The sequence below is a fragment of the Paenibacillus sp. L3-i20 genome, assembly GCF_022180385.2.
GTDB lineage: Bacteria > Bacillota > Bacilli > Paenibacillales > Paenibacillaceae > Pristimantibacillus.
Map to the genome: position 1 here is coordinate 1202099 of NZ_BQME02000002.1, position 24128 is coordinate 1226226.

The 24128-nt window shown below is 40.3% G+C and carries 25 protein-coding genes and 1 pseudogene; 5 read left to right on the forward strand and 21 right to left on the reverse strand.

Annotation, left to right across the window (positions count from 1 at the left end; genetic code table 11):
* Positions 1–129: 129 nt before the first annotated feature.
* The 5 genes from MFF31_RS19055 to MFF31_RS19075 all read right to left on the reverse strand — a co-directional run bounded on the left by MFF31_RS19055 (position 130) and on the right by MFF31_RS19075 (position 3511).
* The gene (locus MFF31_RS19055) at positions 130–360 is read right to left on the reverse strand and encodes a glycosyltransferase family 2 protein (protein WP_282570600.1); all 231 of its coding nucleotides are present in this window, start codon (positions 358–360) and stop codon (positions 130–132) included.
* A 436-nt stretch (positions 361–796) separates the two neighbouring features.
* On the reverse strand, positions 797–1537 hold the full coding sequence (locus MFF31_RS19060) for a class I SAM-dependent methyltransferase (RefSeq protein ID WP_238190045.1): 741 nt from the start codon (positions 1535–1537) through the stop codon (positions 797–799).
* Between the two features lie 14 nt (positions 1538–1551).
* On the reverse strand, positions 1552–2505 hold the full coding sequence (locus MFF31_RS19065) for an acetylxylan esterase (protein ID WP_238190047.1): 954 nt from the start codon (positions 2503–2505) through the stop codon (positions 1552–1554).
* A gap of 18 nt (positions 2506–2523) precedes the next feature.
* Positions 2524–2937: a hypothetical protein gene (locus MFF31_RS19070; protein ID WP_238190049.1), complete on the reverse strand. Its 414-nt coding sequence runs from the start codon at positions 2935–2937 to the stop codon at positions 2524–2526.
* A gap of 163 nt (positions 2938–3100) precedes the next feature.
* Entirely contained in the window at positions 3101–3511 is a 411-nt protein-coding gene (locus MFF31_RS19075) for a hypothetical protein (RefSeq protein WP_238190051.1), read from the reverse strand.
* Between the two features lie 247 nt (positions 3512–3758).
* Here MFF31_RS19075 and MFF31_RS19080 point away from each other — a divergent pair, with 247 nt between their 5' ends.
* A complete protein-coding gene (locus MFF31_RS19080) occupies positions 3759–5336 on the forward strand; it encodes an FAD-dependent oxidoreductase (RefSeq protein WP_238190053.1) in 1578 nt (525 codons plus the stop codon).
* 424 nt (positions 5337–5760) lie between these two features.
* On the opposite strand, the gene MFF31_RS19085 is transcribed toward MFF31_RS19080, so the two are convergent.
* Together MFF31_RS19085 and MFF31_RS19090 are read right to left on the reverse strand one after the other, a co-directional pair.
* On the reverse strand, positions 5761–5916 hold the full coding sequence (locus MFF31_RS19085; RefSeq protein ID WP_238190055.1) for a nitrilase-related carbon-nitrogen hydrolase: 156 nt from the start codon (positions 5914–5916) through the stop codon (positions 5761–5763).
* A gap of 18 nt (positions 5917–5934) precedes the next feature.
* Entirely contained in the window at positions 5935–6765 is an 831-nt protein-coding gene (locus MFF31_RS19090) for a uroporphyrinogen-III synthase (protein WP_238190057.1), read from the reverse strand.
* Positions 6766–7025: 260 nt separating this feature from the next.
* Here MFF31_RS19090 and pdxR point away from each other — a divergent pair, with 260 nt between their 5' ends.
* Complete coding sequence (gene pdxR / locus MFF31_RS19095; protein ID WP_238190059.1) at positions 7026–8465, forward strand: MocR-like pyridoxine biosynthesis transcription factor PdxR; 1440 nt, start codon at positions 7026–7028, stop codon at positions 8463–8465.
* 74 nt (positions 8466–8539) lie between these two features.
* On the opposite strand, the gene MFF31_RS19100 is transcribed toward pdxR, so the two are convergent.
* The 9 genes from MFF31_RS19100 to MFF31_RS19140 form a co-directional block, all read right to left on the reverse strand.
* Entirely contained in the window at positions 8540–9232 is a 693-nt protein-coding gene (locus MFF31_RS19100) for a cytochrome c biogenesis CcdA family protein (protein WP_238190060.1), read from the reverse strand.
* A 39-nt stretch (positions 9233–9271) separates the two neighbouring features.
* Positions 9272–9805, reverse strand: coding sequence for a thiol-disulfide oxidoreductase ResA (resA, locus tag MFF31_RS19105; RefSeq protein WP_238190063.1), 534 nt, complete (start codon positions 9803–9805; stop codon positions 9272–9274).
* A gap of 29 nt (positions 9806–9834) precedes the next feature.
* On the reverse strand, positions 9835–10413 hold the full coding sequence (locus MFF31_RS19110; RefSeq protein WP_375541332.1) for an SCO family protein: 579 nt from the start codon (positions 10411–10413) through the stop codon (positions 9835–9837).
* A gap of 15 nt (positions 10414–10428) precedes the next feature.
* Complete coding sequence (locus MFF31_RS19115) at positions 10429–10764, reverse strand: c-type cytochrome (RefSeq protein ID WP_238190065.1); 336 nt, start codon at positions 10762–10764, stop codon at positions 10429–10431.
* A 33-nt stretch (positions 10765–10797) separates the two neighbouring features.
* A complete protein-coding gene (gene cyoD / locus MFF31_RS19120; protein ID WP_238190067.1) occupies positions 10798–11124 on the reverse strand; it encodes a cytochrome o ubiquinol oxidase subunit IV in 327 nt (108 codons plus the stop codon).
* Positions 11125–11751 (reverse strand): cytochrome aa3 quinol oxidase subunit III, encoded by a 627-nt coding sequence (gene qoxC / locus MFF31_RS19125; RefSeq protein ID WP_238190069.1) that lies wholly within the window; start codon positions 11749–11751, stop codon positions 11125–11127.
* A complete protein-coding gene (locus MFF31_RS19130) occupies positions 11751–13745 on the reverse strand; it encodes a cbb3-type cytochrome c oxidase subunit I (RefSeq protein WP_238190070.1) in 1995 nt (664 codons plus the stop codon). Before MFF31_RS19130 ends, qoxC begins: the two co-directional genes overlap by 1 nt.
* Positions 13746–13759: 14 nt before the next feature.
* On the reverse strand, positions 13760–14686 hold the full coding sequence (gene cyoA, locus MFF31_RS19135) for a ubiquinol oxidase subunit II (RefSeq protein ID WP_238190072.1): 927 nt from the start codon (positions 14684–14686) through the stop codon (positions 13760–13762).
* A 312-nt stretch (positions 14687–14998) separates the two neighbouring features.
* Positions 14999–15325: an Orn/Lys/Arg family decarboxylase gene (locus tag MFF31_RS19140; protein ID WP_238190074.1), complete on the reverse strand. Its 327-nt coding sequence runs from the start codon at positions 15323–15325 to the stop codon at positions 14999–15001.
* Between the two features lie 279 nt (positions 15326–15604).
* Here MFF31_RS19140 and MFF31_RS19145 point away from each other — a divergent pair, with 279 nt between their 5' ends.
* On the forward strand, positions 15605–16420 hold the full coding sequence (locus MFF31_RS19145) for a dihydrodipicolinate synthase family protein (RefSeq protein ID WP_238190076.1): 816 nt from the start codon (positions 15605–15607) through the stop codon (positions 16418–16420).
* Between the two features lie 44 nt (positions 16421–16464).
* On the opposite strand, the gene MFF31_RS19150 is transcribed toward MFF31_RS19145, so the two are convergent.
* A complete protein-coding gene (locus MFF31_RS19150; protein WP_238190078.1) occupies positions 16465–18444 on the reverse strand; it encodes an AraC family transcriptional regulator in 1980 nt (659 codons plus the stop codon).
* Between the two features lie 340 nt (positions 18445–18784).
* Between MFF31_RS19150 and MFF31_RS19155 the strand changes: the two genes are divergently transcribed.
* Together MFF31_RS19155 and MFF31_RS19160 are read left to right on the forward strand one after the other, a co-directional pair.
* Entirely contained in the window at positions 18785–18973 is a 189-nt protein-coding gene (locus MFF31_RS19155) for a hypothetical protein (protein ID WP_238190080.1), read from the forward strand.
* A 199-nt stretch (positions 18974–19172) separates the two neighbouring features.
* On the forward strand, positions 19173–19952 hold the full coding sequence (locus MFF31_RS19160; RefSeq protein WP_238190082.1) for an alpha/beta fold hydrolase: 780 nt from the start codon (positions 19173–19175) through the stop codon (positions 19950–19952).
* A gap of 173 nt (positions 19953–20125) precedes the next feature.
* On the opposite strand, the gene MFF31_RS19165 is transcribed toward MFF31_RS19160, so the two are convergent.
* The 4 genes and pseudogenes from MFF31_RS19165 to MFF31_RS19180 form a co-directional block, all read right to left on the reverse strand.
* Positions 20126–21310 (reverse strand): sensor histidine kinase, encoded by a 1185-nt coding sequence (locus MFF31_RS19165; protein ID WP_238190084.1) that lies wholly within the window; start codon positions 21308–21310, stop codon positions 20126–20128.
* Positions 21307–21856: pseudogene (locus MFF31_RS19170) on the reverse strand (response regulator transcription factor). Before MFF31_RS19170 ends, MFF31_RS19165 begins: the two are co-directional and overlap by 4 nt.
* Positions 21857–21913: 57 nt before the next feature.
* Entirely contained in the window at positions 21914–22840 is a 927-nt protein-coding gene (locus tag MFF31_RS19175; RefSeq protein WP_248565536.1) for a hypothetical protein, read from the reverse strand.
* Between the two features lie 23 nt (positions 22841–22863).
* Entirely contained in the window at positions 22864–23880 is a 1017-nt protein-coding gene (locus MFF31_RS19180) for a serine hydrolase domain-containing protein (protein ID WP_238190088.1), read from the reverse strand.
* Positions 23881–24128 lie beyond the last annotated feature (248 nt).

Consider the following 24128-nt stretch of genomic DNA (forward strand, 5'->3'; position numbering starts at 1 on the left):
CGCTGGGTCGAATTGCAATTGATCGCATATTTCCTTCATATTTTGCGGCGATAAGCCATCTATTAATTGTAAATTAACAGTTGATGGTTCAGTGCGCAGGTCAATCACTTTGTTTAAAATAACGATCTCTTACGTTTGACTAATTTCTTGATGGATATTCATCACATAGTCAGAAGAAATTAACATACCAGCATCAAGTAAAATGACATAATCCCCATCACTTAATCGAATACCTGTGTTTCTAGTTCTAGCTCGGCAAGACTGTTCATTTCGCTCCAAATACACGTATTTTAGATCATCTATCTTCTCGCTAAACCTCTCAATAATGTCACTAACATTTTCAGTTGAGCCATCATCAATCCCTCACTTCAACTTGAACACTACCTTTAACTGAAGCATCACATTCTAGCCCAGTAGATCGAACCTGCGTACCCTCTTGAAATCTATTTTCAAAACCAAAATCATATTGTTTTTTACTTATTTGTATAATTATAGCTATGCCGTTTGTGGGCGTAAATGGGTTTAAGGTACTTCTTTTAATGACGAATTAAGTCGTTCAATATTTGAAAAGATCTCTTATGCCCAAATGAGTGAAGTGAATTTGTACTGAAACAATTCAAACTATGTCGAAATATTTTTCAATCCTCTTATGGTGAAAAAGATATGAATAAATGGATCAAATGGACATGAATATAAAAACTCCCCCTACAAGTAGGGAGAGTTAAATGGCAAAGATATTAAGGAAACATATTGCCTTTTGCGTAAACATTCAATTACTCAGTATAGTTTATCCAATTTATTTCATCTGCTTTTCCGCTGAAATAATTAAAAACATAGGTCTTCTAAGCTCATCCTTCATCATTGCATCTTTATTTAGCATATCATCGGAAGGAACGGGTTCCTTCACAGCTTTTAATGTAAATCCAGCCTCTATTAAGTCATTGAAATAAGTAGAGATCGTTCGATGATATTTGATAACACCCTTTGCCAAAAAGTTTGTTTCACGTTTACCTTCTGACTGATAATCATCTATCGGCCAATGTAGGCGATTGCCCGCTTCATCAAGAAACCAATCTTGTTCATTACGGGAAGTGAAAATCGGATGCTCGACTGAAAATATAAATGATCCTCCCGGTTTCAAATAATCAAATATCTTCTTACCTATATCCTCGAATGATTCGATATAATGAAACGCCAATGAACTAATAACAACATCAAATTGCTCATGTGCAAACTCGATGTCTTCAATAGGCATTTGTACATAAGTAATTGCTGAGTCATTCGTTTGGGAGCGAGCTTTCTCTAACATTTTTTGGGATATATCTACACCAACTACTGAATTTGCCTGCTGTTCACGGGCATAAAGACAATGCCAACCGAACCCACAACCTAAATCAAGCACATCTTTTCCTTTTAATTCTGGCAGCAAAGATTTCAATACATGCCATTCACCAGCACCTTCAAGTCCTTCAATAGATCGGGTCATCCCACTATATGCAGAAAAAAAAGTTGGATCATCATATTTATTTTGCTTCATTACATGTACATCTCCTAATTGCTAGTTTGTTCATGAATAAAATTCAATACCTCACGTATATGTAAACTCCCCGGCCAATGTCCATTAAACGGATAGTTAATAATTCTTTTTGGCGCATCTACGCGATTATACATGGCGTACACAGATTCAGGAGGACAGATCGTATCTTTAAATCCAACACTTACCAGTATAGGAATTTCTATTCGGTGAGCTAGATTTTTATTGTCAAAATAACTTAGCGTACGTAACACAGTACTTAATTGATTTGGATAATGGGATACATAAGTTGCCCCTTCAGTTATTGAACCTGTCGAATTGAATATCGCCCAATCCATATGGCACATATTCGGAATATCTGCAATTGCGAACGAATGCCTACAGCCCAAAGCGCTAACTGCAAGTGCAAGACCACCGCCTTGACTTCCGCCATTTACTCCAATCCGATTAACATCAATTTCCGGCTGCTCTCTTACCCAGTCAATTGCACGAATGGCATCGGTCACAATATGTTTATAGTAACTTTCCTCTGGATCAAGAATACCTTTTGTCATCCAACCGCTAGTTGAACCATTTAACTGTGGCGTCAGATCACCAGTATCCCCGCTTTGACCACGAACATCAATCGAGAACACTGCTATTCCACTCATGAGGTATGGGGCAAAATGCTCCGGAAGCCCTTTATTCCCATGGTAACCGTGGTAATGAACGATGCAAGGATACGACTTTTTACCAAAAACGGTAGGCACCATATAAATACCATGAATAGGTGTCCCATCAATCCCTTTATAAATAACCCGATATGATTCGACACCTATCATCGGAGTATCCATACTTTCTCTTGTACCTTGTAGAGGAATGTTTCGTGTATCTTTCAAAACGCCAGACCAAAATTCATCCATGTCATCTGGAGTAGTTAAATCCGGCAAGTAATTTTCTAATTCAGATATTTTCTGTTCGATGAAATTCATTTAGACTGTACCCCTATCCTATATCGTGTAAGTAATACTCTCTCGCTGTGATCTTTCAGACCTTGTTTTCAAAATAGAATCAATCAACCACAATCCAGCTGCCCAGCAAAAAAATCCAAACGAAAACCAATCTGATACAGCTAGTTCATCTCTGAAAAAAATACGGAATATAAAAACTGCAAATATGAAGTGTAATAAAAGTCCAACCGACATATAGATCAATTTATTTGATATCTTATAAATAATTATATCCGCTAATAGTGACAATGGAACACCGATTAGGAACGTAAAAATGTTAAAAATCCAATTCGTATAAATAAAAGTGGTAATGTGAAACGTATCACCTTTATAGAAAAGGAGTGTTACTGTCATTATTAACGAAATAAGCAAACTAGAAACAACTTTTCTTCCCGCTTGTTTATTTGTTATCACGGTTATCCCCACTACTCGTTTTATTAAATCTTGTTTGATATAAGACTGAATGTCAAGTTCCTTTATCCAATAATAGTCCATTTCGCTATACCCAATTGTTTTCTTAGCTCTTCACAATCTTTAATCAAGTCTGCAATCGAACGACTCCTCGTCTGCTATTTTCTCAGAATGTAAAACCATATGTTGATATAACATATTTTCTCGTAGTTCTTAGATAGTTTATGTGCTTGATGAGAGATAAAATGAAATCAACTTTCCCCTGAGCCACCATGTAAAAATAGCCTTTTAGATTTTGTTCCGAACGACTTCCGGCACAACTGAGAATAAGACCAGGTTCCTTAAGAAGGTCCTTGTTGCAATAAGGGAAATCGTTGGCGCAAATATCCCCGTGCCGCCTAATGGTGAGATCAAATGTTTCTGGCTTAACCGTGAATGCAAAGTCCTTCCCGCCAACTTTTCCTGACGGAACTAAACTGATTTCGTCCTTTTCCTTTTTGATATCTCCGTTTCCGCATCCTGATAAAACACCAAAAAAAATCAAAAACACCAAACTCAAAATTATTGTTTTTTCCATGAACTCTGCTCCTTCATCTTTCTTCTATACGTCCGCCTCCTCAATATAAAGATTGAATGTTACGTCAGTTTGACAAAAACTAATATCGCAACATTTATTCAAGCGTTGTTCGCTCTGAATAGTGACAATAGTACAAAGCTCCCTTCCAACGATGGATGAGCTACCTAATCAGTAACCAAAACTCAAAGTTTAACCACCTGCCAATTGGAAATAATGAGCCTATAAAACATGTGATGGAGGCTTTATAGTGACTAATAACAATCATGACAATGGGAAATTACCTTTTAGTACCGAATCTTATTGGACAAATACAATTCACTTACCGGAATACCCCAGCCTAAAGGAGGACCTGCAAGTCGATGTCATTATTGTGGGTGGTGGAATTACAGGTATTACTTCTGCCTATCTTTTGGTGAATGAAGGTTTGAAGGTCGCTATTATAGAAGCAGACAAATTGCTACATGGGACGACAGGACATACCTCAGCTAAAATCACTGCCCAGCACGATTTAATTTATGATGAACTAATCCGAAATGCAGGAAAAAACATGGCAAGATTGTATTATGAAGCAAATATCGGTGCTTTAAAATTTATTGAAGAAATAATAAATAAACAGCATATTGATTGTGATTACACTCATCAAGATGCCTATGTGTATGCCACAACAGAGGAATATGCACTCAAAATAGAAAAAGAAGCAGCAGCCTATGAAGAACTTCGTATTGAAGGCAAACTTGTAAATAAGCTTCCTTTCGATTTAAAAATAAATAATGCGCTTATTATGAAAGATCAGGCACAATTCCATCCACTCAAATATTTAGCTCATCTTACACAAATAATTACTGAAAAAGGTGGATACATTTTTGAAAATACAACAGCGGTAAATATTGAGACCGGCGAACAACCAGTAGTTCTTACTCGTGGTGGAGCTCGTGTTACAGGAAATTACGTCCTGTCCTGTTCTCATTTCCCTTTTTATGAAGGTGCGGGACTTTACTCTACTAGGATGCATGCAGAACGTTCCTATATTATTGCTGCAAAAACAAAGAAAGACTATCCAGATGGCATGTATATTAGTGCGGATGAACCAAAGCGATCTCTCCGTTCTGCAACAATTAATGGGGAAAAAATGATTCTTATCTCTGGGGAAAGTCACAAAACCGGACAAGGAGAAGAGACATCAAAACATTATGAGGCGCTAGAATTATTCGGGCAACAAGTTTTTGGGCTAGAAGATGTTGCATATCGATGGTCAGCTCAAGATTTAATAACACTAGACAAAATTCCTTACGTCGGCCCAATTACCTCTGGTCAAAAGAATGTATTAATTGCAACCGGATACAGGAAATGGGGGATGACAAACGGAACTGCAGCTGCCCTTTTATTACGAGATATAGTATGTGATAAAAAGAACAATTATCGAGAATTGTATACCCCTTCCCGCTTCCATATGAATCCAAGTCTTAAGAACTTCTTAGTTGAAAATGCTAATGTTGTTTGTCAATTAATTAAAGGAAAATTAGAGATTCCCCAGAAGACTATACATGATCTATCCAACGATGAAGGGGCTGTTATTGATATTAATGGCCATAGAAAAGGAGCTTATAGAGATGTAGAAGGTACGCTTCATATCGTAGATACAACATGTACTCACATCGGATGCGAAGTTGCATGGAACAATGGTGATCGTTCTTGGGACTGCCCTTGCCATGGTTCTCGATTCTCGTATACAGGAGAAGTACTTGAGGGACCTGCTGAAAAGCCATTACAAAAATACGATTATACAATGCTAGATAACCTTATCTCGGAAGACTCTGGATATTAAATAATGTACACAAAGGAAGCCAAAGCAATGTTCAATTGTTTTGGCTTTCTTTTTTAGTTTTCTTAACTTTTGATGAATAAAACATTAAGCTTTTCATTACAGCTAATTCACTTCCCTGTATCCTTGGTCAGTTCTCGCAAACCTAACGATAGGAAGATAATAGGATGCTCACAAGTTTCTCTTTTTGCATGTAATTAAGCAACTTTACGCTGTAATGCTTGGCTATTTTAGTATGAAATTATTAGTTTGAATCAGCTTCCTACCTTCCTACAATCCAAAGGTTGTATGACCCAATGCTTGAATACGTCTTTATTTCAAATAATTTACAGTTCTCCTCATCATGTAGTTATGAAGACAGATCCATGGAAATATTTTTTGAATCCTGAAATTCTCAAAGGAAATTCAATTAAATCTTCAATGCTTATTACTGTCCACGCGGATAACTAGGCAAGAACACCTCTGGAAATACGATCAACTCAGCTCCTTGATCTACTGCTTCTCGTGTCATGCTGGAGATCATCTCCATCGCTGATCGTTTATCGAACAATATAGCTGCTGACTGAATAAGAGCAACCTTCACTTGACTTTTTTCATCCTATCATCCCTCTCTCTGAGTTGATGCATTTTTATAATAATGAGCCAGTTCAATGATCATCGCACCCATTCGTTCATTTTCAGGTGCAAGCACACGTTTAATTCCTTCTTCTTTGAGCGCTTCTGATGTCACTCTTCCCACTGCAACCGCAAGCACTCGATTGCGGAAGCTTTCTTTGATCTCCAGATAATGACCATTTTGTTTAATATATTGGAACAAGTAGCTAACCTGTACTGCAGTTGTAAAACAAACCGCATCTACAGTCCCTTCCAACATCTCTTGAATAAGTCTTCGGGATACTTCCGCATCAGGTGCCACATGCTTATATGGCAATATGTTCAGAACTGAAGCGCCTTTCTTTTCAAAAAAAGATGTTAACGAAGGCTTCGGTTGACCATGGAGCTGAATAGTAACTCTTTGGCCCGCAAACAGATAACCTTGCAGCATCTTCATTAATCCGTCTGTTGTTCCGTCTTCATCCACAACGATCGGTTCTATACCCTCTTTTTTTAAAAGTGCATACGTTTTGTAGCCTCTCGCTCCAACTCTCGATTCCCGCATAATAGCAATAAGTTGATCACGTACCCCTAATCGCTCCGCTTGTCCAAGCAGGGCATCCAAGCCAGTACCTGTTGTAAAAATAGCCCAGTCTGTTCCGTTTTCGATCCATTGCAGAATATCTCGCTCGACCTCTTGTTCTTGCTGTACAAGCAATCCTTGCTGAGGGCGAGCGATAGGCACCCCACCTTGTCTTTCGATGATCTCGCTTAGTTCCTTTATTTTACGAGATCCGGTTATGACTATTTTCTTCCCTTCCAGTAGTCCTTTAGCCATTCTCTTCCTGCTCCCTTACGCAATTCCGATTTGAACACTATGTTATAAGAAAATGGTAAAAACAAAACCATCCACTTCTAACCGTTTTTATCCATCCACTTTTAGTAACCATCCATTTAATTCGAGTCCGACCCATCCATGTTCATCGAAAAGTAGAACATCTGTCATCGTTAAGTTACATCTATCTTCTGTATTTTCAAAAAAAAATGATATGATAAAAATCACAACTATGACTAAACCAAACAATGGAGGTAAATCTCATGTGGAAACCCGAACGCAACAGCAAAAAAACGCTATATGAGCAAATTGCCGACCACTTGGAACAACGAATTTCGTATGGCGAATATCCACCGGGCAGCCTGCTTCCGTCCGAACGAAAACTGGCTGAGCAACTTGGTGTCAACCGAAGTACGGTTATATTGGCATTTGCTGAACTACGAGCACTTGGAATTATTGAAAGCCGGACTGGCAGTGGGACGCGCGTAAGTAGAACAAAATGGGGAGCAACACCAAAGCATACTCCAAACTGGAGCCGTTATGCCGAAGGTGGCAGCTTCTTGCCGAACTTACCCTTTATGCGGAGAATTCGGGAAGCGCTAACTCAACAACCTTCCCTGATCGATTTCGCAAGCGGCGAGTTATCTGCGGACTTGGCTCCGACCAAAGAAATTACTTTATTAATGAACGAGCATAGCTATACTTCCTATCTGGGTTACGATAACCCTCAAGGATATATTCCACTTAGACAAGCTTTGGTTGCTAATTTGGATCGGTATCGTGATATCAAAACGACTGAGTCTTCCATATTGATCACATCTGGTTCCCAGCAATCACTCTATTTAATAACGCAGTGTCTGCTCTCACCCGGAGATGCAGTTGCGATAGAAGATCCATCCTATTGTTATTCTTTGCCCCTGTTTCAATCGGCAGGACTTCGACTGTTCAGGCTCCCTGTGGACGAACATGGAATCAATCCAGAAGATGTTCGTTCGTTATACAAAAAACATCGTATCAAGATGGTGTTTATTAATCCGAATTATCAAAATCCTACTGGAACGGTGTTTAGTACCGAACGCCGCCAACAATTGCTCGATGTGGCAAGTGAATTGGCACTGCCGATTGTAGAAGACGATCCATTCGGCCTTACGTCTTATGAGGGAACACCACCCTCTCCACTCAAATCAATGGATAAAGTCGGATCAACGATCTATATAGGTTCCTTTTCCAAAATAGCTGCTTCCGGTCTTCGTGTTGGTTGGATGGTCGCCCCCAATTCCATCGTAGAACGGCTTGCGGATGCCAGACAGCAGATGGATTTTGGCCTTAGCGTCATTCCGCAGCAAGTAGCTGCTCAGTTTCTAAAATCGGCCCATTTTGAACCTCATCTGGAACGTTTACGTCTCCAGTTGCAATATAAACGGGACTTGCTCATTGAGGCATTGCAAAAGGAGCTTCCAGACCTCATCTCGTTTATGGTTCCGCAAGGAGGATTGCATCTGTGGTGCAAGCTTGCTCCTGAAGTCCATGACGGCAAATTACTGGAGGAAGCGATACGAAGAGGTGTAGTTTTTGTACCGGGTAGCGTCTATGGCTCGGATTCCGGTTTTGTCCGATTTACTTTCGCAAGAGCTAAGGCCGATCAAATTGGCGTTGGCATTGCCAAGTTCGCAGAAGCATTACGCGAGCTGATTCACGAATAATTTTGTAACAATAAAATAGCGCATTAAAAAAGATCGCCAACCACCTGTTCAAGCAGGTAGTAGACGATCTTTTCTCAATTAGCCCATGTATTAAGCCAGCTTACTTTATCGAAATACAACATTACAGCTAATATAATCATGATGGCGCCGCCGACTTTCATCATCAGGTCGGAATATTTTAATAAACGTTTTACTTTTCCGATGAAATATCCCATTGCTAGAAAAGGTATTCCGAAGCCTAATGCATAAGCCGTTATATGAACAAAAGTTGGCCATGGATCTGGGTTCATTATATTGGTGTACATAATTGCTCCAAATATAGGGCCGATACAAGGCGTCCATCCAGCAGCAAATATGATGCCCGTTACAAATGAGCCAAAACTTTTACCCACGCCAGCTTTGGGAGCATTGAAACGCATCTCACGCATCATGAACTTAGGGCGAATAAGTCCTACCATAAAGCAACCGAGTAGAAATATAAATACGGCTCCGAGCATCCGAATCAAGTCTCTATATAAGTCAAACCATTGCCCCAGCATACTTGCCGAAAAGCCTAGCACATAGTAGACCAATGAGAAGCCTGCTAGAAACAATAACGAATGTTTAAGTACCGCGCTTGAGACGCCATTAGAGCTTCGGGATTGAAGCTCATTCACCGATATTCCGGCAATATAGGAAAGAAAAGACGGATATAATGGCAGAGTACAAGGAGAAATAAAAGCTAATATCCCTCCGCCAAAGGCGATGATTGCGGTAACTTGATCCATACCATTCATTCTCCGATCTACTTACGTACTAGGTTGTTTTTATGAAGCATCTTGGCGAACTTCGTCCATTAAATCTAAAATGTCTTGCGTGCTTTGCAGCTCCCCAGTAATCCGCTCAACAATTTTGCCGTCCTTGTCGACGAGCAACGTAACTGGCAAACCGCTAATGCGATATTTCTTTTTGATTTCATTGTCCTGATCTAGCGCAACCGGAAACTTCAGCCCCAGTTCTTCGGCAAATCGTTTTGCCTTCTCCGGCTTTTCGCCAACATTAATTGCAATGATTTCGACATCGGGCGACTCTGCATAAGCTTCATTCATTAGTGGCATCTCGTTCGTACATGGCTTACACCATGATGCCCAAAAGTTGATTATAATGCCTTTTCCCCGGTAGTCAGTTAAACGAATTGTTTCACCGTCTAAGCCTGACAGGCTGAATGAAGGTGCTGTATCGCCGACTCTTCCGCCTTCTTCATTTCTTGGAAAGCTGCTCCATATGGCATAACCGATAGCAACTGTCGCGAGTGCAAATAGTGACCACTTCACCCATCGTGAACTGGATATGCTATTCATAACCAATCACTCCTTTACTTTTCCAGCTACTATCGTTGTAGTGCTTTTATATCTTTAATGATTTTTTCGTATGGCGTATTTTCCATTCCGTCATATTTGGTGACAACTGTGCCTTTCTGATCGACCAAATAGAAGGATGTGCCGTGGATAATTTGGTCTGATGCTGTATCCTTCGCCACTGGAACTTTAAATGATTGCAGTACAAACGTTTTGATTTCTTCATGTGAATATCCGGTTAAAGCCTGCCAATTTGTAAAATCTGCATCGAATTTCTCCAAATAGCTCTTAAGTGCTGCTGGATTATCACGTTCAGGATCAACAGAGAAAGAGATAATTTCCGCATCTACATTAGCTGATTTTAATTGTTTTTGCAGTTCAGCCATATTAGCCGACATCGTCGGGCAAACCGTTTCACAATGCGTAAAGATCAGATCAGCTACCCAAACCTTACCTTTTAGATCGGACAAAGAAACAGGTTGTTCATCCTGGTTCGTAAATGTGAAGTCATTAACGGGCAAGTTCAATTTATTTGGTTTGCTATTTCCACATGCAGAAATGACGACCAACATTGCACAGATCATAATGGCTAACGCAGCTCTTTTCACCATACAAACTTCACCCTCTTATTTCATTTTGACTAACCACTGCACGATTGCATCAATCTCTTTATCTTCAAGACGGTTCTCATACGACGGCATACCTTGTGCACCTTCACGGATGATAGAACCTAATTGTTCATCGGTTAGTCTAGACCCAACCTTCTTAAGCTCAGGCCCTACCCGTCCGTTCAAGTCAGCAGCATGACAAGAAATGCATTGCTTCTTATAGATCGCAACGGCTTCGCCATCCTCAGGTGTCGTAATACTATCCTTAAGAATAGTATCTTCCACCTTTTGCCCACATGCGCTTAATAGAAGCAGCATTGCAACAGCTAATGCACATCCGTATATTCGCTTCACCACGTTCCCCTCCTCTTTTGCAAGATTACTAGGTTACACAGCTACCATGTTGTACATCATGATCCACATAGAACCAGCAACGATAACAACCAAAATAACAAGGCCGAAGATCAAAGACATTAAATTGTAGCGCGGTTTATTCTCTTCACGAAGATGCATAAAGAACAACAATTGGATACCAAGCTGCAGAACAGCAGCTATCATTAACACCATTGCGCTTGCATTTCCTTCAAGCCAACCATTTAAAACAACTGCGATTGGTATTACCGTTAACACGAGAGATAAAATAAAACCGATCGTATAGGATTTGAACGAACCATGCGCTTCTCCACCTGAATGTGCCGCGTCTCGATTTGCCATTTAGCTCACCCCCATTAAATAAACGACCGTAAATACGAAGATCCAAACAACATCCAGGAAATGCCAGAACAAGCTGACGATGTTGACTTTCCGCTTCGTAACTGGTGTTATTCCTCTTCTAGAAATTTGAATCATAACACCAACCATCCAAACGATACCTACAATTACATGCAAACCATGAGTTCCTACCAGAGTATAAAACGCTGATAAAAATGCACTAGTACCCATCGTTGCTCCCAGAGAAACAAGATGTGCAAACTCATTGATTTCAAATCCGATAAATACAAGGCCTAACACTACGGTTACGCCAAGCCAGCCAATTAGCGCTTTGCGGTTTCCTTTGTTCATAGCGAGGAGTGCAAGACCACATGTATAGCTACTGAATAACAATATAAATGTACTTATGATAATGCCGTTAATTTCAAACAACTCGGCGGGACCAGGCCCGCCGTTTGTGTTATTACGCAAAACGATATATGTTGCAAAAAACGTTCCGAACAGGATAACATCTGTCATCAAATATATCCAAAAACCTAAATTGCGCATTCCTTCCTGATCCGGATGCTCATGATGCTCTGTATGCATGTCCGTTTCATGCGCCTTTCCAGGTGCGTGAGAATGTGCCATTAGTTAATCACCTTGCCTTTCATCGCTTCCGTTCGTTCAATTTCATCAACTTGAACGTAATAATCCGTATCATAGTTGAAGGAATGGGCGATCATGCATATCGCTGCACCCGCTAATCCTGCAATAATAAACGTCTCCCATCGGAATACAAAACCAAAACCAGCTATAAACCAGAAGCCCGACATAATGATAGGAATTCCCGAATTTTTCGGCATATGGATTGGTTCCAGCTTCAATGGTTCAGGATGAACCTCTTTCCCTTTCAGTTTTGCTTCTTTGTTGCGTAACTTTCTTTCCCACCAATCATCTTGTTCAGTCACAACAGGCAGCACTGCAAAGTTATAATGCGGCGCTGGAGATTGAATGGACCATTCTAGCGTTCTTCCGTTCCATGGATCTCCCGTTGTATCCATATTCGCGTGACGATGCTTCACACCATGCGCAATTTGCCACACTTGGAAGATAAATGCGATCCCCATCAGAACAGCTCCGACGGTTGATATGACGTTCATGTCCATCCAACCTTTGTCCCATCCATAAGTGGAGACACGGCGCGTCATGCCCATTAGTCCAAGTACATATTGCGGCATGAAGCATAGATAGAAACCGATATTCCAGAACCAGAACGCCCATTTGCCTAATCGCTCATTCAGCTTGAAGCCAAATAGTTTAGGCCACCAGTAATAAAGACCTGCGAAGTAACCGAAGACGACTCCGCCGATTATGACATGATGGAAATGTGCGACTAAGAAATAACTGTTATGGAACTGAAAGTCCGCAGGTGCAACTGCGAGCAATACGCCCGTAAGTCCCCCTGTTACAAAACAAGGGATAAATGCTATCGTCCATAACATCGGCGTTTCAAATGTAATTTTTCCTCGGAACATCGTAAACAGCCAGTTAAACACCTTGACGCCGGTAGGTATTGCTATCAGCATTGTGGTTAAAGCAAAGAAGGCGTTTACGTCTGCCCCCGTCCCCATCGTAAAGAAGTGATGGGCCCATACAAGGAATGAGAGTCCACTTATAATAATCATGGCGAACACCATTGATTTGTAGCCGAACAGCTTTTTCTTCGAGAAAGTCGCAACAATTTCTGAGAAAATACCGAAGGCAGGAAGTACGATAATATATACTTCTGGGTGTCCCCACATCCAAATCAAATTGATGTACATCATAGGATTTCCGCCGCCATCCAGCGTAAAGAAATGAGCGCCGGCATATCGGTCTAGAAACAGTAGTGCTAGCGTTGCCGTAAGAATTGGGAATGAGAAGATAATCGCAATACAACTCGACAATACCGACCAAGGGAACATCGGCATCTTCATCAATTTCATACCTGGGGCACGCATTTTCAAAATAGTAACGATAAAGTTAATACCGGTCATCAAACTACCTATACCTGAAATTTGGATACCCCAAATATAAAAGTCTTGTCCAACTCCCGGATTGTACATTAACTCCGAATAAGGCGGATATGCGAGCCACCCCGCATCAGGGGAACCTCCAATAATAAACGATAGGTTAAACAACATCGCTCCGGCGAAGAACAACCAGAAGCTAAGCGCATTCAGGAATGGAAATGCAACATCCCTCGCCCCTAATTGAAGCGGAACCATCACATTAAACAAACCGAACATAAATGGCATCGCCATAAATAGAATCATAATTACGCCGTGTGTCGTGAAAATTTGGTTATAATGATCCGGTGTCAAAAAGCTCATTTCTGGCGCAATCAATTGCGCTCTCATAAGCAGCGCATCCACCCCACCGCGGAACAACATCAAAAAGGCGGATATAATGTACATAATACCGATTTTTTTATGATCGACGGTTGTAAGCCATTCCGTCCACAGCCATTTCCACTTCTTGAAATAAGTCAATACGGAAACGATGGCAATAATCGTAAGTGCGATACTGACATCTGCACCATAGATCATTGGATCTCCCGTTACAAAAAATTCGGAAGCGAATTCCTTCACTTTCTCCCACATGAGTAACTCTCTCCTTACTTGTTTTGACCTGCCTTTGTTTCTTCAAGCTCAAACTTTTGTGCATCTTCCCATGACAAGCCATGATTATGCGATGCGCCGTATTTGGTCACGGTCATTTCGAACAACCCTTCAGGGAACGAAGAGAACGTTTGAACTTCAGATGTAGCAGGTTCAGCCAATTGCTTGTAACCTTCTAGCGATAATGGGGGTGATTCGTCTTTGATTCCCTTTACCCATTCATCAAACTCTTCGCGGGAAGTTGCTTCTACATCAAAATACATATCCCCGAAGTGGGTACCCGTAAAGTTGGCGCCGGAACCCCAATATTCCCCTTGCTCGTCCGCTTGCAAATAAAGAGTCATCGCCATTCCTGACATTGCATACATCTGACCGCCTAACTGTGGAATCCAGAAGGAGTTCATCGGAGAATCTGCCGTAATCTCAAATCGGATGGGCACATCTTCTGGAATCTTCAGTTCATTAACCGTTGCTATCCCCTGTTCCGGATACTGGAACAGCCACTTCCAATTAAGTGATGTAACCTGTACCGTTATTGGCTCTTGTTCAGATGCCAATGGTTTGGAGGGTTCCAATGCGTATGTGGCTTTTACAGTAACGACTGCAAGTACTAAAATGACAATAATCGGTATACCCCACCAGATGATTTCGAGCTTGGTGCTATGCTCCCATCGTGGCGTATACTTTGCCTTCCTTCCCTCTCTGTCACGATATCGCCAGACGATAACTGCCGTCATAATGAGGACAGGAATAATAACGATAAAGCATAACAAAGTGGATGTGATCATCAAGTCCCGCTGCTGTTCTGCAATCGGTCCTTTCGGATTCAGCACGACGATATTTTCCGTGCAACCAGTAATTAGTAGCAACATACCAAACATCAGTACCGCTGCAAGCCGCTTGTAGGCTTTGGATAATTTCAAACTTCTCAGCTCCTATCGACTTCCATTCGTTCTTGAATCTATCTCACTTTATAAGAGAACGATAAAGGTGTCACCAGCCGCTGAACGTCAACATACAACCAACCATGTTCAACAAATTGCAACAATATTGGATTGCTTGCCACGCAGTAAACAAAGGTGAAAGTGTAAACCGATTGGGTCGGGCTAATAGACTTCAAGCGCAAGTTCACACCACTATAACCCAATTTCCTCGGATTACTAGCCGTCAAATCAAAAGGCACCGGTCCAACGGTAGATTTCTCTACTATTGGGACGGTGCCTAAATCTCTTCTATTAATCTTGTATGAGATATTTATCTTTTGCAAAGTAGTAATCGAGCCCCTTAACCGGGAGTCCTGCTTCTATATGACGCATGTTGTAGTCCAGCGTATACCGAGTAATGAGCTGCCCAGGCATAAGGATTAGAATTCCTGGTGTATACACATAGATGAACTCTGCACATATATAACCATGAGACTGTATCAATTCCAAATGCTCAACTGTAGAATAAATCGCTTCTCTTGGTGATATTAAAAATTGCGGGGCGGCTGGTATTACCGTGTTATAATTGCTCCGCTCAGTGCCATCGCCCCTGCTGCCCTTACTAAACATCTCAGTCATATGTCGCAACGCCCCAAGCAGTTGTGACACTTCATGCTCGGAATCCCCGCTTTTCCATGCAGAACAAGCTGTCTTCTATCAGTAACTAGCGGTGCGATGTTAATTAAATCAATAGACGTAACCATCCAATCCAACATTTCCCTAACCAGCCGTTGCAACTACCCAACCGGTTTGCTCAAAAGCATAGTCGAATGGTTGGTTACTTTTTGTAAAAAAAGCTTTATATTGATGCAACAATACTTATTTGCACACATTCCTCTGAGTTTGGAGTTGTACACTATGCTTATACAACAAACGTTAAAAGGCGTAATCGTCCCAGTCGTGACACCGTTTGATGATCACGGAAATTTAGATGTGAAATCATTTAAGGAACACGTTAAACGTTTAGTGAAAAAAGGCGTCCATGGTATCGTCGTTAACGAAATGATCGGGGAATCAAAGGTGATCGCAACATCTGAGCTGGAGACACTCATCATTACTGCCCGCAAAGCACTTGGGATAATTCCGTTGATTATTGGAACAGGGCTCAGCAATACGACAACTATTATTAAAAAAATAGCTTGGGCAAAATCACTAGGAGCTGATGCAGCACTTGTTCCCGCTCCTTACAACAATCGTACGTCTCAAAGCGGCATCATTCAGCATTTCCGAGCACTTGCAGAAGCTGAGCTGCCTGTTATTTTGCATGATACCCCTAATTTCACAGGTGTACCACTAGCGCTAGAATCGATAAAAGCAATTATGGAAATGAATCATGTCATTGGTATGAAAGAAGATACAAGCAATATTAAACGATTTTTCAAGCTGGCTCGTTCGATGGACAAACCGGTTTTGTGCGGGGAAGATGACCTTTTTTTCTCGTCATTATGTACGGGTGGAAAAGGCGGTATTTTGGCCAGCGCGAATTTGGATAGTGATCAGTTTGTTCACACCTATGATCTGTTCCGTTCAGGGAAAATTGATGAATCTCGTCAAATCTTTGATCGACTGCTCCCCCTTATACAATTTTTATTATCTGAACCAAATCCCGCTCCGCTTAAATGGCTGCTAGCGGAACGCGGACATATCCGCTCGGATCGCCTTCGAGCAAACTAAAAAGAAGGTAACCCCGACTAGTCGGAGCTACCTTCTTTTGTTGATTACTTAGCAGTTTCAGCAAGCTTAGCGATCTTATCCGCAATATCTTCTGCTTGTAATAGGGATGAAAATGAATCCGCAGCAAAATAATTTTCCATTTCAATTACAATGACACGATTATTTTTGACTGCATCTAAGTTTTTCCACATCATAGGCAACTCAGGTGGTTTTTTGCCTTTAACACTAAGTACAATGACATAATCACCTACGTAATCATTTACCGTTTCCCAAGACACTTCAATACGATCTTTCTTTTGGTCAATAATTTCGCTCTTTACTTTAGGAGCAGGGTTAAGGTCTAACAACTCGTAAGCTGCTCTACCCCCTCTTTCACCATTTTTTCCGATTACCATTAAGAAATCGTCTACCGTAATATAATCCACAATAGAGATCGTTTCATCTGCTGGAATTGCATTTTTAACTTTAGTACGGGCAGCCTCTGTCCGTTTGTCAAAGTCTATGAGCCAATTTTTAGCTTCTTCTTCTCTGTCCAAAATATAGCCCATTGCTGTAATCTCTTCATGGATCGTTGCATATTGGCTTGTATCAAATACGACGGTCGGAGCAATTTTCGAATAGTTTTCATACGCTTCTTTATTCCAAGTGATAATAACGTCTGGCGTAAGCGACAATACTTTTTCAAAAGAAATACTTCCTTCTGCACCAATATCTTCAACTGTTTCCGGTAAAAATGGCTTTAGAAATGCTGCATAGTTCATTTGTGTATTTGATGCTCCAACTGGCGTTACCCCTACAGCTAAGACTGGTCCCAAATCCCAGTCAACAACTATACGTTCAGGATTTGCAGGAACATTAACATCGCCCATTACTGTTGATATTTTTCGCATACTTGTTTCGGATTTTGTTTGATTTGAAGATGTAGATTGTGTTGTTTCCGTACCCACATTTGATTTCCCGCCTGCTGTATTCTGATTAGTTGGACTTGTATTCCCATTTGCACAGGCTGCAAGCAACAACGTTAATACCAGCATCATCGTTAATCCTATTTTCGTTCTCATTCTCTTCAACATCTGTTTGTCCCCTTCAATCTTTAATTGATAATGATTATCACCATCATTATAGCAATCAGAGATATACTTGCCCATGGAGGATACGAACTCTTCCCATGGACGATCTGAAACTAATGATCCCTCCTTCACCATCTTTTTGTATTGAACGGGGGTCATTCCTACTTGTTTCTTAAACAGACGTGAAAAATAAAACAAATCATAATATCCAACACTCTCAGCTATCTCTTGCCCAGTTGCATCAGTTCGGACCATTAAGTCCTTCGCTTTAGCCATTCGAGTTTGAATGACATATTCTATTGGACTTCTCCCAGTACGATGTTTGAACTGTCTCGATAAATATTGGATGCTGTAATTCCATACCTCAGCCAAATACTCAAGGGTAATCGTTTCATTATAATGTTCATGTATGTACTGAATAATCTGTTCAACAGTATCTATTTCTTTAGTAGCAACCCCTTGTAAATGAAGCTGCTTAACCAATGTGTGAACAAATTGATAAAAACGAATTTTCACATGAAACCGTTCAAAAATCTCTCTACGATTCCATTCTTCGTACATCGCATCCACATGACGGTATAATACGACAGGAGCAATTGGTCGGCTAGCAAATTGAAGTTGAAAAGGATTGTTCATGTGATAAAGCTTTAAAATTGCACCACTCGCTTTACTCGGAATATTCCCTCTATATAATAAGTAATAATACGTAACGTCTTCTTGTCCAACTTCTATTCGAATACGGCTCCCTTTTCCCGCATGAAGCAGATAGAATCGATCGAATACATGTTTATCTTCATCAAGCCATATCGTTCCATTCCCTTGTACGACATAAATATAACCACTGGTGGGGAAAAGATGTTGTTGCTTACCATGATTGCTTATATGAAGCTGTCTAATATCTATCAGCTGTATGAATGCGTGATCCCACATTTGAATATACTCTTCCCAGTTCATTCTTTAACCTCTCCCGGCCGACGATCCGCTGAACTCTGCCAGCAGTAATCTCTTATGCAATCAACAATGATCATAGTAGATAACGATAATCATTGTCAACAAAAGCGACATTAAAGGACCTAGGTTAAGTAAAAGCAGCATGCTAAAACGTATAGTTGCTGGAACTTGGGAAAAGTGGATCATCGAAGAGCTTTAACGAATCGCTTCTATAAAGTTGCTCAATCTGCCCTCCATACTTGCTCCAATACAATAACAATCAAAGTACCGACAAGAAGTCCATTACCGCATATATATTGAGAGATTGATGGAAGACCTTGAAATATAGTTTGAGGAAAAAACCATGGTGCCAACTCCATTTAGCAATGTTACACCTATTATCGTTAATCGGCGATTATCTAGCGTCTCTTTTAGAATGGACTATATAGCAATTGCTATCATTTGCACAAATGTAGCCAAAAGAACTGCGCTCGCAATTGGCCCAGGCAATAGAGATAAAAAGTTAACTACAATCAGAAGAAGCGATAACTGAGGTACATCGGAAAGTTAAAGTCTTAATAACGATTAAAAGGCCTCCTAGTTTCTCTGAACTAGGAGGCCTTTTGCTTATCTATTGCAGCGGAATGATAATATTACTACTAATGAATGTAGCAATCCAGAAGAAACGTTACGTATCTATTTAAGCGATAATTAACTTAAGATTAACTATCGATTTATATGGAGGGAAAATAATGAAAACGACTAAATCGAAAGACGGAACAACGATAGCTTATGATGTTTACGGCAACGGCCCTGCACTTATTTTCGTGACTGGAGCAACCTGTTTTCGTTCATTTGAACCGGTTTTGCATGACGCTACAGTGTTTGCAGAACAATTTACCGTCTACAATTATGACAGACGCGGACGCGGTGACAGTGGCAACACATTGCCATACACAATTGAGCGTGAACTTGAAGACATTGAAGCAATGATTAATGTTGCTGGTGGAGAGGCATTTGTCTACGGTCATTCGTCTGGCGCTATTCTTGCTCTCGAAGCGGCTATGCTTCTTGGTGATAAAGTGAGTAAGCTTGTTATCTATGATCCCGCATATTCTCATGATGAGGAAAACCAAAAAGAATTTATTGCATTAAGTAAAGTACTAAAGAAAATGTTAGATCAGGGTAACCATGACGAAGCAATTCGTTATTTCTTGGAGGGTATCGGTATTCCAGAAGAAGTCATTGGCTATATGCAACAATCACCGCAGTGGTCAACTATGCTGACCCTCGCACCAACACTTGCCTATGATACGTTGATAGCTAAAGAATTGCCCCCTGTTGAACGAATATCACAACTTATTACTCCTACTCAAATAATTATAGGCGAAAAAAGTCCCACATCTATACATGAAGTAGCGGACCAAATAAGCAATGCAATTCCTCATGCAGAGTACATTAAACTAAAGGGTGAAGATCATATGCCGAATCCTGAAGTGGTACTGCAAGTTCTCACGCGTTTTCTAAAATAATGGCATGCTAATAGCATTCAAATTACATTGATTTTAAGCACCGTGAGCTGTAATAACTGTCGAATACATAAATAAAAATGTCCTGCACTTTTTCGGTGGGACATTTTTATCTCGCTAAATCAGTATGATTTTTCAAACACATCAATAGGCAAATATACGATTACGGTTGTACCTTAATCTGTTTGACTTTTTATTTCAATTATTCCTTGATGTAATGTAATGATTTTTTTCACAATAGCTAATCCTAGACCGTTGCCGCTAATGTTTCGATTTCGTGAAGGATCTGTTTTGTAAAATCGGTCAAATACAAAATCAATTTGCTCAGGTGCGATTCCAATCCCTGAATCAGTTATGGCAATAATGATTTCATTACCTGACTGAGTAAGACTTATTTCAATATGTCCGTTTGGCGGAGTAAACTTGATACTATTGCCGAGTAAATTCATCCATACTTGATTAAGCTGATCTTGATCAGCCAATATTGTGACCGAATTATCTATATGCAGATCTATTTTTTGTTCTTTGGCCGACCACTGTGGTTCACATGTAACAACAATCCCTCTAATTTGCTCACTCAGATTATATTTAGCCGGTTCGAATGGATGTTGTTCTGAGTCTAATGATGCGAGTTCTAACAGATTGTCGCTAAGTCTAGACAACCTACTGCTTTCTGCGATGATGATATCTAAATAATGATTACGATTAGCTTCGGCTACCAATTGTCTGTTTTTCAATGCCATAGCAAATCCAGAAATAGACGTTAACGGTGTTTGAATTTCGTGGGAAACATTGGTTACAAAATCTTGCCGCATCTTCTCCAGCTGTTTCAGTTCGCTTGCCATCTCATTAAATCCTTGCGTCAATACGCCAATTTCGTCTGTGCTTTTTGTTTTTATTTCTACATCGAAATCGCCTTTTGCTAATCGCTTCGTTGCTTGTGTTAATATTTGCAGAGGCTTCACCAAATATCTTGCAGCAACAACAATACATACACATCCAATCACAATCCCAACTAATAATACGAGCAACATCAACCGATTAATAATCGATTCATTCGAAATTTTGATCTTTGTCGTGTTTTTTAAGTTATAAAATTTCACTTCATCTGAGTTTTTGTATAGATGTATCGGATGTGCAGACACTTTCACCATACGCTGTATAAATTCATCTCGATCGTCTGGTTTTGTTTGTTCATATTGAGCGATTATTTCTTCACCCACTGCAATCATATCATTCTGTCCAATACGGCTTATTTCTTTTTTGAAAAGGGACCTGCCTATATAGAAGGAGGACAATAAACTAATCATAATAACGACCAAAAAGGTGCCAATTACTCGGATGTATAACGATTTGATCATGATAGTACTAACCTATAAGTTTCGATTTGAAAATGTTGCGTATCGTTGGCGTATCGTTCTCTTAGCCGCTTAATATGAACATCGACGGTTCGATCATCTCCTTCATAATTTTCCTCTTATCACTTGATAATTACGACGATTTAGCTCTATACCACCCAGCATTAGCGTTTGTGAAGAGATAATTTGATATCGCTTTAGCAATGCTTTAACTCTCATTACAAGTTCAATCGGATCAAATGGCTTAGTCAAATAATCGTCCGTTCCAAGCTGGAACCCTTTCACCTTTTGCCCCGTCTCCCCTTTGACCGAAACCATCAATAAAGGAATATTCGAATCTAACTGACGAATTTCCTTGCACAACTCCCAACCGTCTACTTTCGGCATCATAATATCTAAAACAACTAAATCGATGCGGTTATTTTCTACAATTGATAGTGCCTCCGCTCCATCACTTGCCTCTTCAATTTCATATCCTTCATTACTCAAAAATAAGGGGATTAACTCACGGATATGAGCGTCATCATCCGCTATTAAAATTTTCACCATGATCGTATATGCCTCCCAAATGGTATCGTGCTCCTGCTAACTTGTTGCATCATTACATCAACCAAACTGCCAACCGATCAGATTCCAATGATAATAAAACAAACACGTGATTAGAGCCGACAATGCAACAAGCGTATAATGTACTCGCTTTAGCAACGTCCAATAACTATTTTTCCAAATGAAGAAACTAGAGATGATCATTGCGACGGTCAAAGTAATAAGTATAATCGGCATTACAAGGTAGATCGAAAGCTCTGGTGTTATACGACTAAGTCGATCCAGTAAGTCCATATTTAATACGACAACAAATGTTACGACCAATGATAGTAGTGCCCAGACTGAAGTAACTAACGATAATCGAATGAACCACTTTTGCTCTTTCGGCATCACTTTAATCTCACGCTTACGATAAACGAATCCGAGCAATACGGTGATGAACAGAAATGAAGAAATTCCGATTAAAGTAAACCAAAACTTCGATTGATTAATAAGTGGTGCACGTTCTAGCGGCATGGATGGGAGAAAATCCAGAAGCAAATGGGTGACTTCTCCTGAAGTATCAGTACGGAATCCTATCTGACTTGTCCCACCAACTTCTTGAAATAGATTCGTTTCGACTGGAGCATACACTAATTGCTCTGGCCCGCTTCCAATCGTAAGTCGATTATCTAAAACAGCAATACTTATTTGTGACATAAAACTATAAAACTTATCGATATCCGAATGGTTACGTCGTGTGAATTGATAGAAACCTGAATATTTATTTACTGAATCCTGTAATTCGCCAGTGCTTAGTGGCAGGTCAACATCCTTCAAAGGATAATAACGATCGAAGAACGTTTTTGATAATCCTACTGCAGCTGTTGCACCTTCACCACCACTATATGAAACAAAAATTCCGATCCCTTTATCTGGTACAAGATATAGCTCCGTATTAAATAGTGTATCAGCGCCCCCATGAGAAATAATCCTCAATCCATTCATCTTTAGTTCGTAGAAACCAAGCGTCATGCCGGCATATCTTTGTGAAACTGAAAAGCTAGCGAATGCATGAGCTGTGCCGTTTCAGGTTTAAAAATATTTTTCTCCCCAAAACGACCATCCTGTAAATGGGCAATCATAAAATGAGCCATATCTTGTGCGGAAGCTGCGCCCGAACCCGCAGGTCGGAATCCACCTTCATAAGTTGGCGGTTTAGTTGCAAATTGACCATTCTCTCGCGCATATCCTAGCACCGAATATGGCTCTAATGATGCAGGAATGGGCTCCTGAACGGTAGCATATTTCATATCTAGCGGATCAAATATATTCTTTTGTATATAGTCGTTGTAAGCCATTCCGCTAACTTCTTCTACGATTAAACCTGCTAGTGCAGCCCCAAAGTTGGAATAAGACATCATTTCGCCTGGAGCCTGAACGCGAGCAAGCATATGTTTATTTAGTGTTTCAGAAATAGATATCGGCAACTTCTTAGCGTCTGTTGTAATTTGATAGCCCACACCGCCTTCCTCGAATCCAGCAGTATGAGTCATAAGATGTCGCATCGTAATCGGCTCGGAATAGGATTTTGGTATTTGGACTGTTTTTAAATAAGTACTTACGTCCTTATCGAGATCAATTTTCCCTTGTTCAACTAATTGCATGACAGCTGTCCATGTAAACAGCTTTGTTGTAGAAGCAATTCGGAACAGATTTTTCTCTGGATCAACCCCTCTACCCTCTTCGAGATTAGAGTGACCGTATCCTTTGGCTAACAGCACCTTGCCATCCTTTACAATAGATATTACTGCTCCTGGAATACTGTATGTGTCCAAATGTCCGTTCATTAGACCATCAATAAATGCGGTCAACTTTACGTTATCGTTTAAATCTTCCTCAGTAACCTCTGTTTGAGCTGCTAACAGTTTAGTCGTATGAGTGGCTGATATGGGTATCTGTAACTCTAACAATCCCACCCCCACCAAAGTGACTAATAATACGAATAAAATCGTTTTGCGAGAAAATTTCTTCATAGATGATGTCATAATAAACCTCCTGCTTCAGCATATTTTTGATGCTAAGTTCTTAACTTGCTGATCAGAGCTTATCAAAAACATGTGAACGGAGAATGAATCGATTTACTATTTTTCCCAAAACAAAAACTACCTTCATAGAAGGCAGTTCATTGTGTGTCTGATTAATTAGAGGGATCGATATGATGTTTCTTCATTCAGTAGTTCTGACATCCATTTATATTTGCCCAACCAATTTCTGATTTGCTTAATAAGTGAGA

Excerpts from the sequence above, each read along its gene's own strand:
- pdxR (WP_238190059.1), top strand. The coding sequence starts at position 7,026 with ATGTGGAAACCCGAACGCAACAGCAAAAAAACGCTATATGAGCAAATT.
- MFF31_RS19140 (WP_238190074.1), bottom strand. The coding sequence starts at position 15,325 with ATGACTGAGATGTTTAGTAAGGGCAGCAGGGGCGATGGCACTGAGCGG.
- MFF31_RS19165 (WP_238190084.1), bottom strand. The coding sequence starts at position 21,310 with ATGATCAAATCGTTATACATCCGAGTAATTGGCACCTTTTTGGTCGTT.
- MFF31_RS19150 (WP_238190078.1), bottom strand. The coding sequence starts at position 18,444 with ATGAACTGGGAAGAGTATATTCAAATGTGGGATCACGCATTCATACAG.
- qoxC (WP_238190069.1), bottom strand. The coding sequence starts at position 11,751 with ATGGCACATTCTCACGCACCTGGAAAGGCGCATGAAACGGACATGCAT.
- MFF31_RS19160 (WP_238190082.1), top strand. The coding sequence starts at position 19,173 with ATGAAAACGACTAAATCGAAAGACGGAACAACGATAGCTTATGATGTT.
- MFF31_RS19110 (WP_375541332.1), bottom strand. The coding sequence starts at position 10,413 with ATGGTGAAAAGAGCTGCGTTAGCCATTATGATCTGTGCAATGTTGGTC.
- MFF31_RS19155 (WP_238190080.1), top strand. The coding sequence starts at position 18,785 with ATGGTGCCAACTCCATTTAGCAATGTTACACCTATTATCGTTAATCGG.
- MFF31_RS19175 (WP_248565536.1), bottom strand. The coding sequence starts at position 22,840 with ATGAATGGATTGAGGATTATTTCTCATGGGGGCGCTGATACACTATTT.
- MFF31_RS19180 (WP_238190088.1), bottom strand. The coding sequence starts at position 23,880 with ATGACATCATCTATGAAGAAATTTTCTCGCAAAACGATTTTATTCGTA.
- MFF31_RS19100 (WP_238190060.1), bottom strand. The coding sequence starts at position 9,232 with ATGGATCAAGTTACCGCAATCATCGCCTTTGGCGGAGGGATATTAGCT.
- MFF31_RS19145 (WP_238190076.1), top strand. The coding sequence starts at position 15,605 with ATGCTTATACAACAAACGTTAAAAGGCGTAATCGTCCCAGTCGTGACA.
- MFF31_RS19065 (WP_238190047.1), bottom strand. The coding sequence starts at position 2,505 with ATGAATTTCATCGAACAGAAAATATCTGAATTAGAAAATTACTTGCCG.
- MFF31_RS19075 (WP_238190051.1), bottom strand. The coding sequence starts at position 3,511 with ATGGAAAAAACAATAATTTTGAGTTTGGTGTTTTTGATTTTTTTTGGT.
- resA (WP_238190063.1), bottom strand. The coding sequence starts at position 9,805 with ATGAATAGCATATCCAGTTCACGATGGGTGAAGTGGTCACTATTTGCA.
- MFF31_RS19090 (WP_238190057.1), bottom strand. The coding sequence starts at position 6,765 with ATGGCTAAAGGACTACTGGAAGGGAAGAAAATAGTCATAACCGGATCT.
- cyoD (WP_238190067.1), bottom strand. The coding sequence starts at position 11,124 with ATGGCAAATCGAGACGCGGCACATTCAGGTGGAGAAGCGCATGGTTCG.
- MFF31_RS19060 (WP_238190045.1), bottom strand. The coding sequence starts at position 1,537 with ATGAAGCAAAATAAATATGATGATCCAACTTTTTTTTCTGCATATAGT.
- MFF31_RS19130 (WP_238190070.1), bottom strand. The coding sequence starts at position 13,745 with ATGTGGGAGAAAGTGAAGGAATTCGCTTCCGAATTTTTTGTAACGGGA.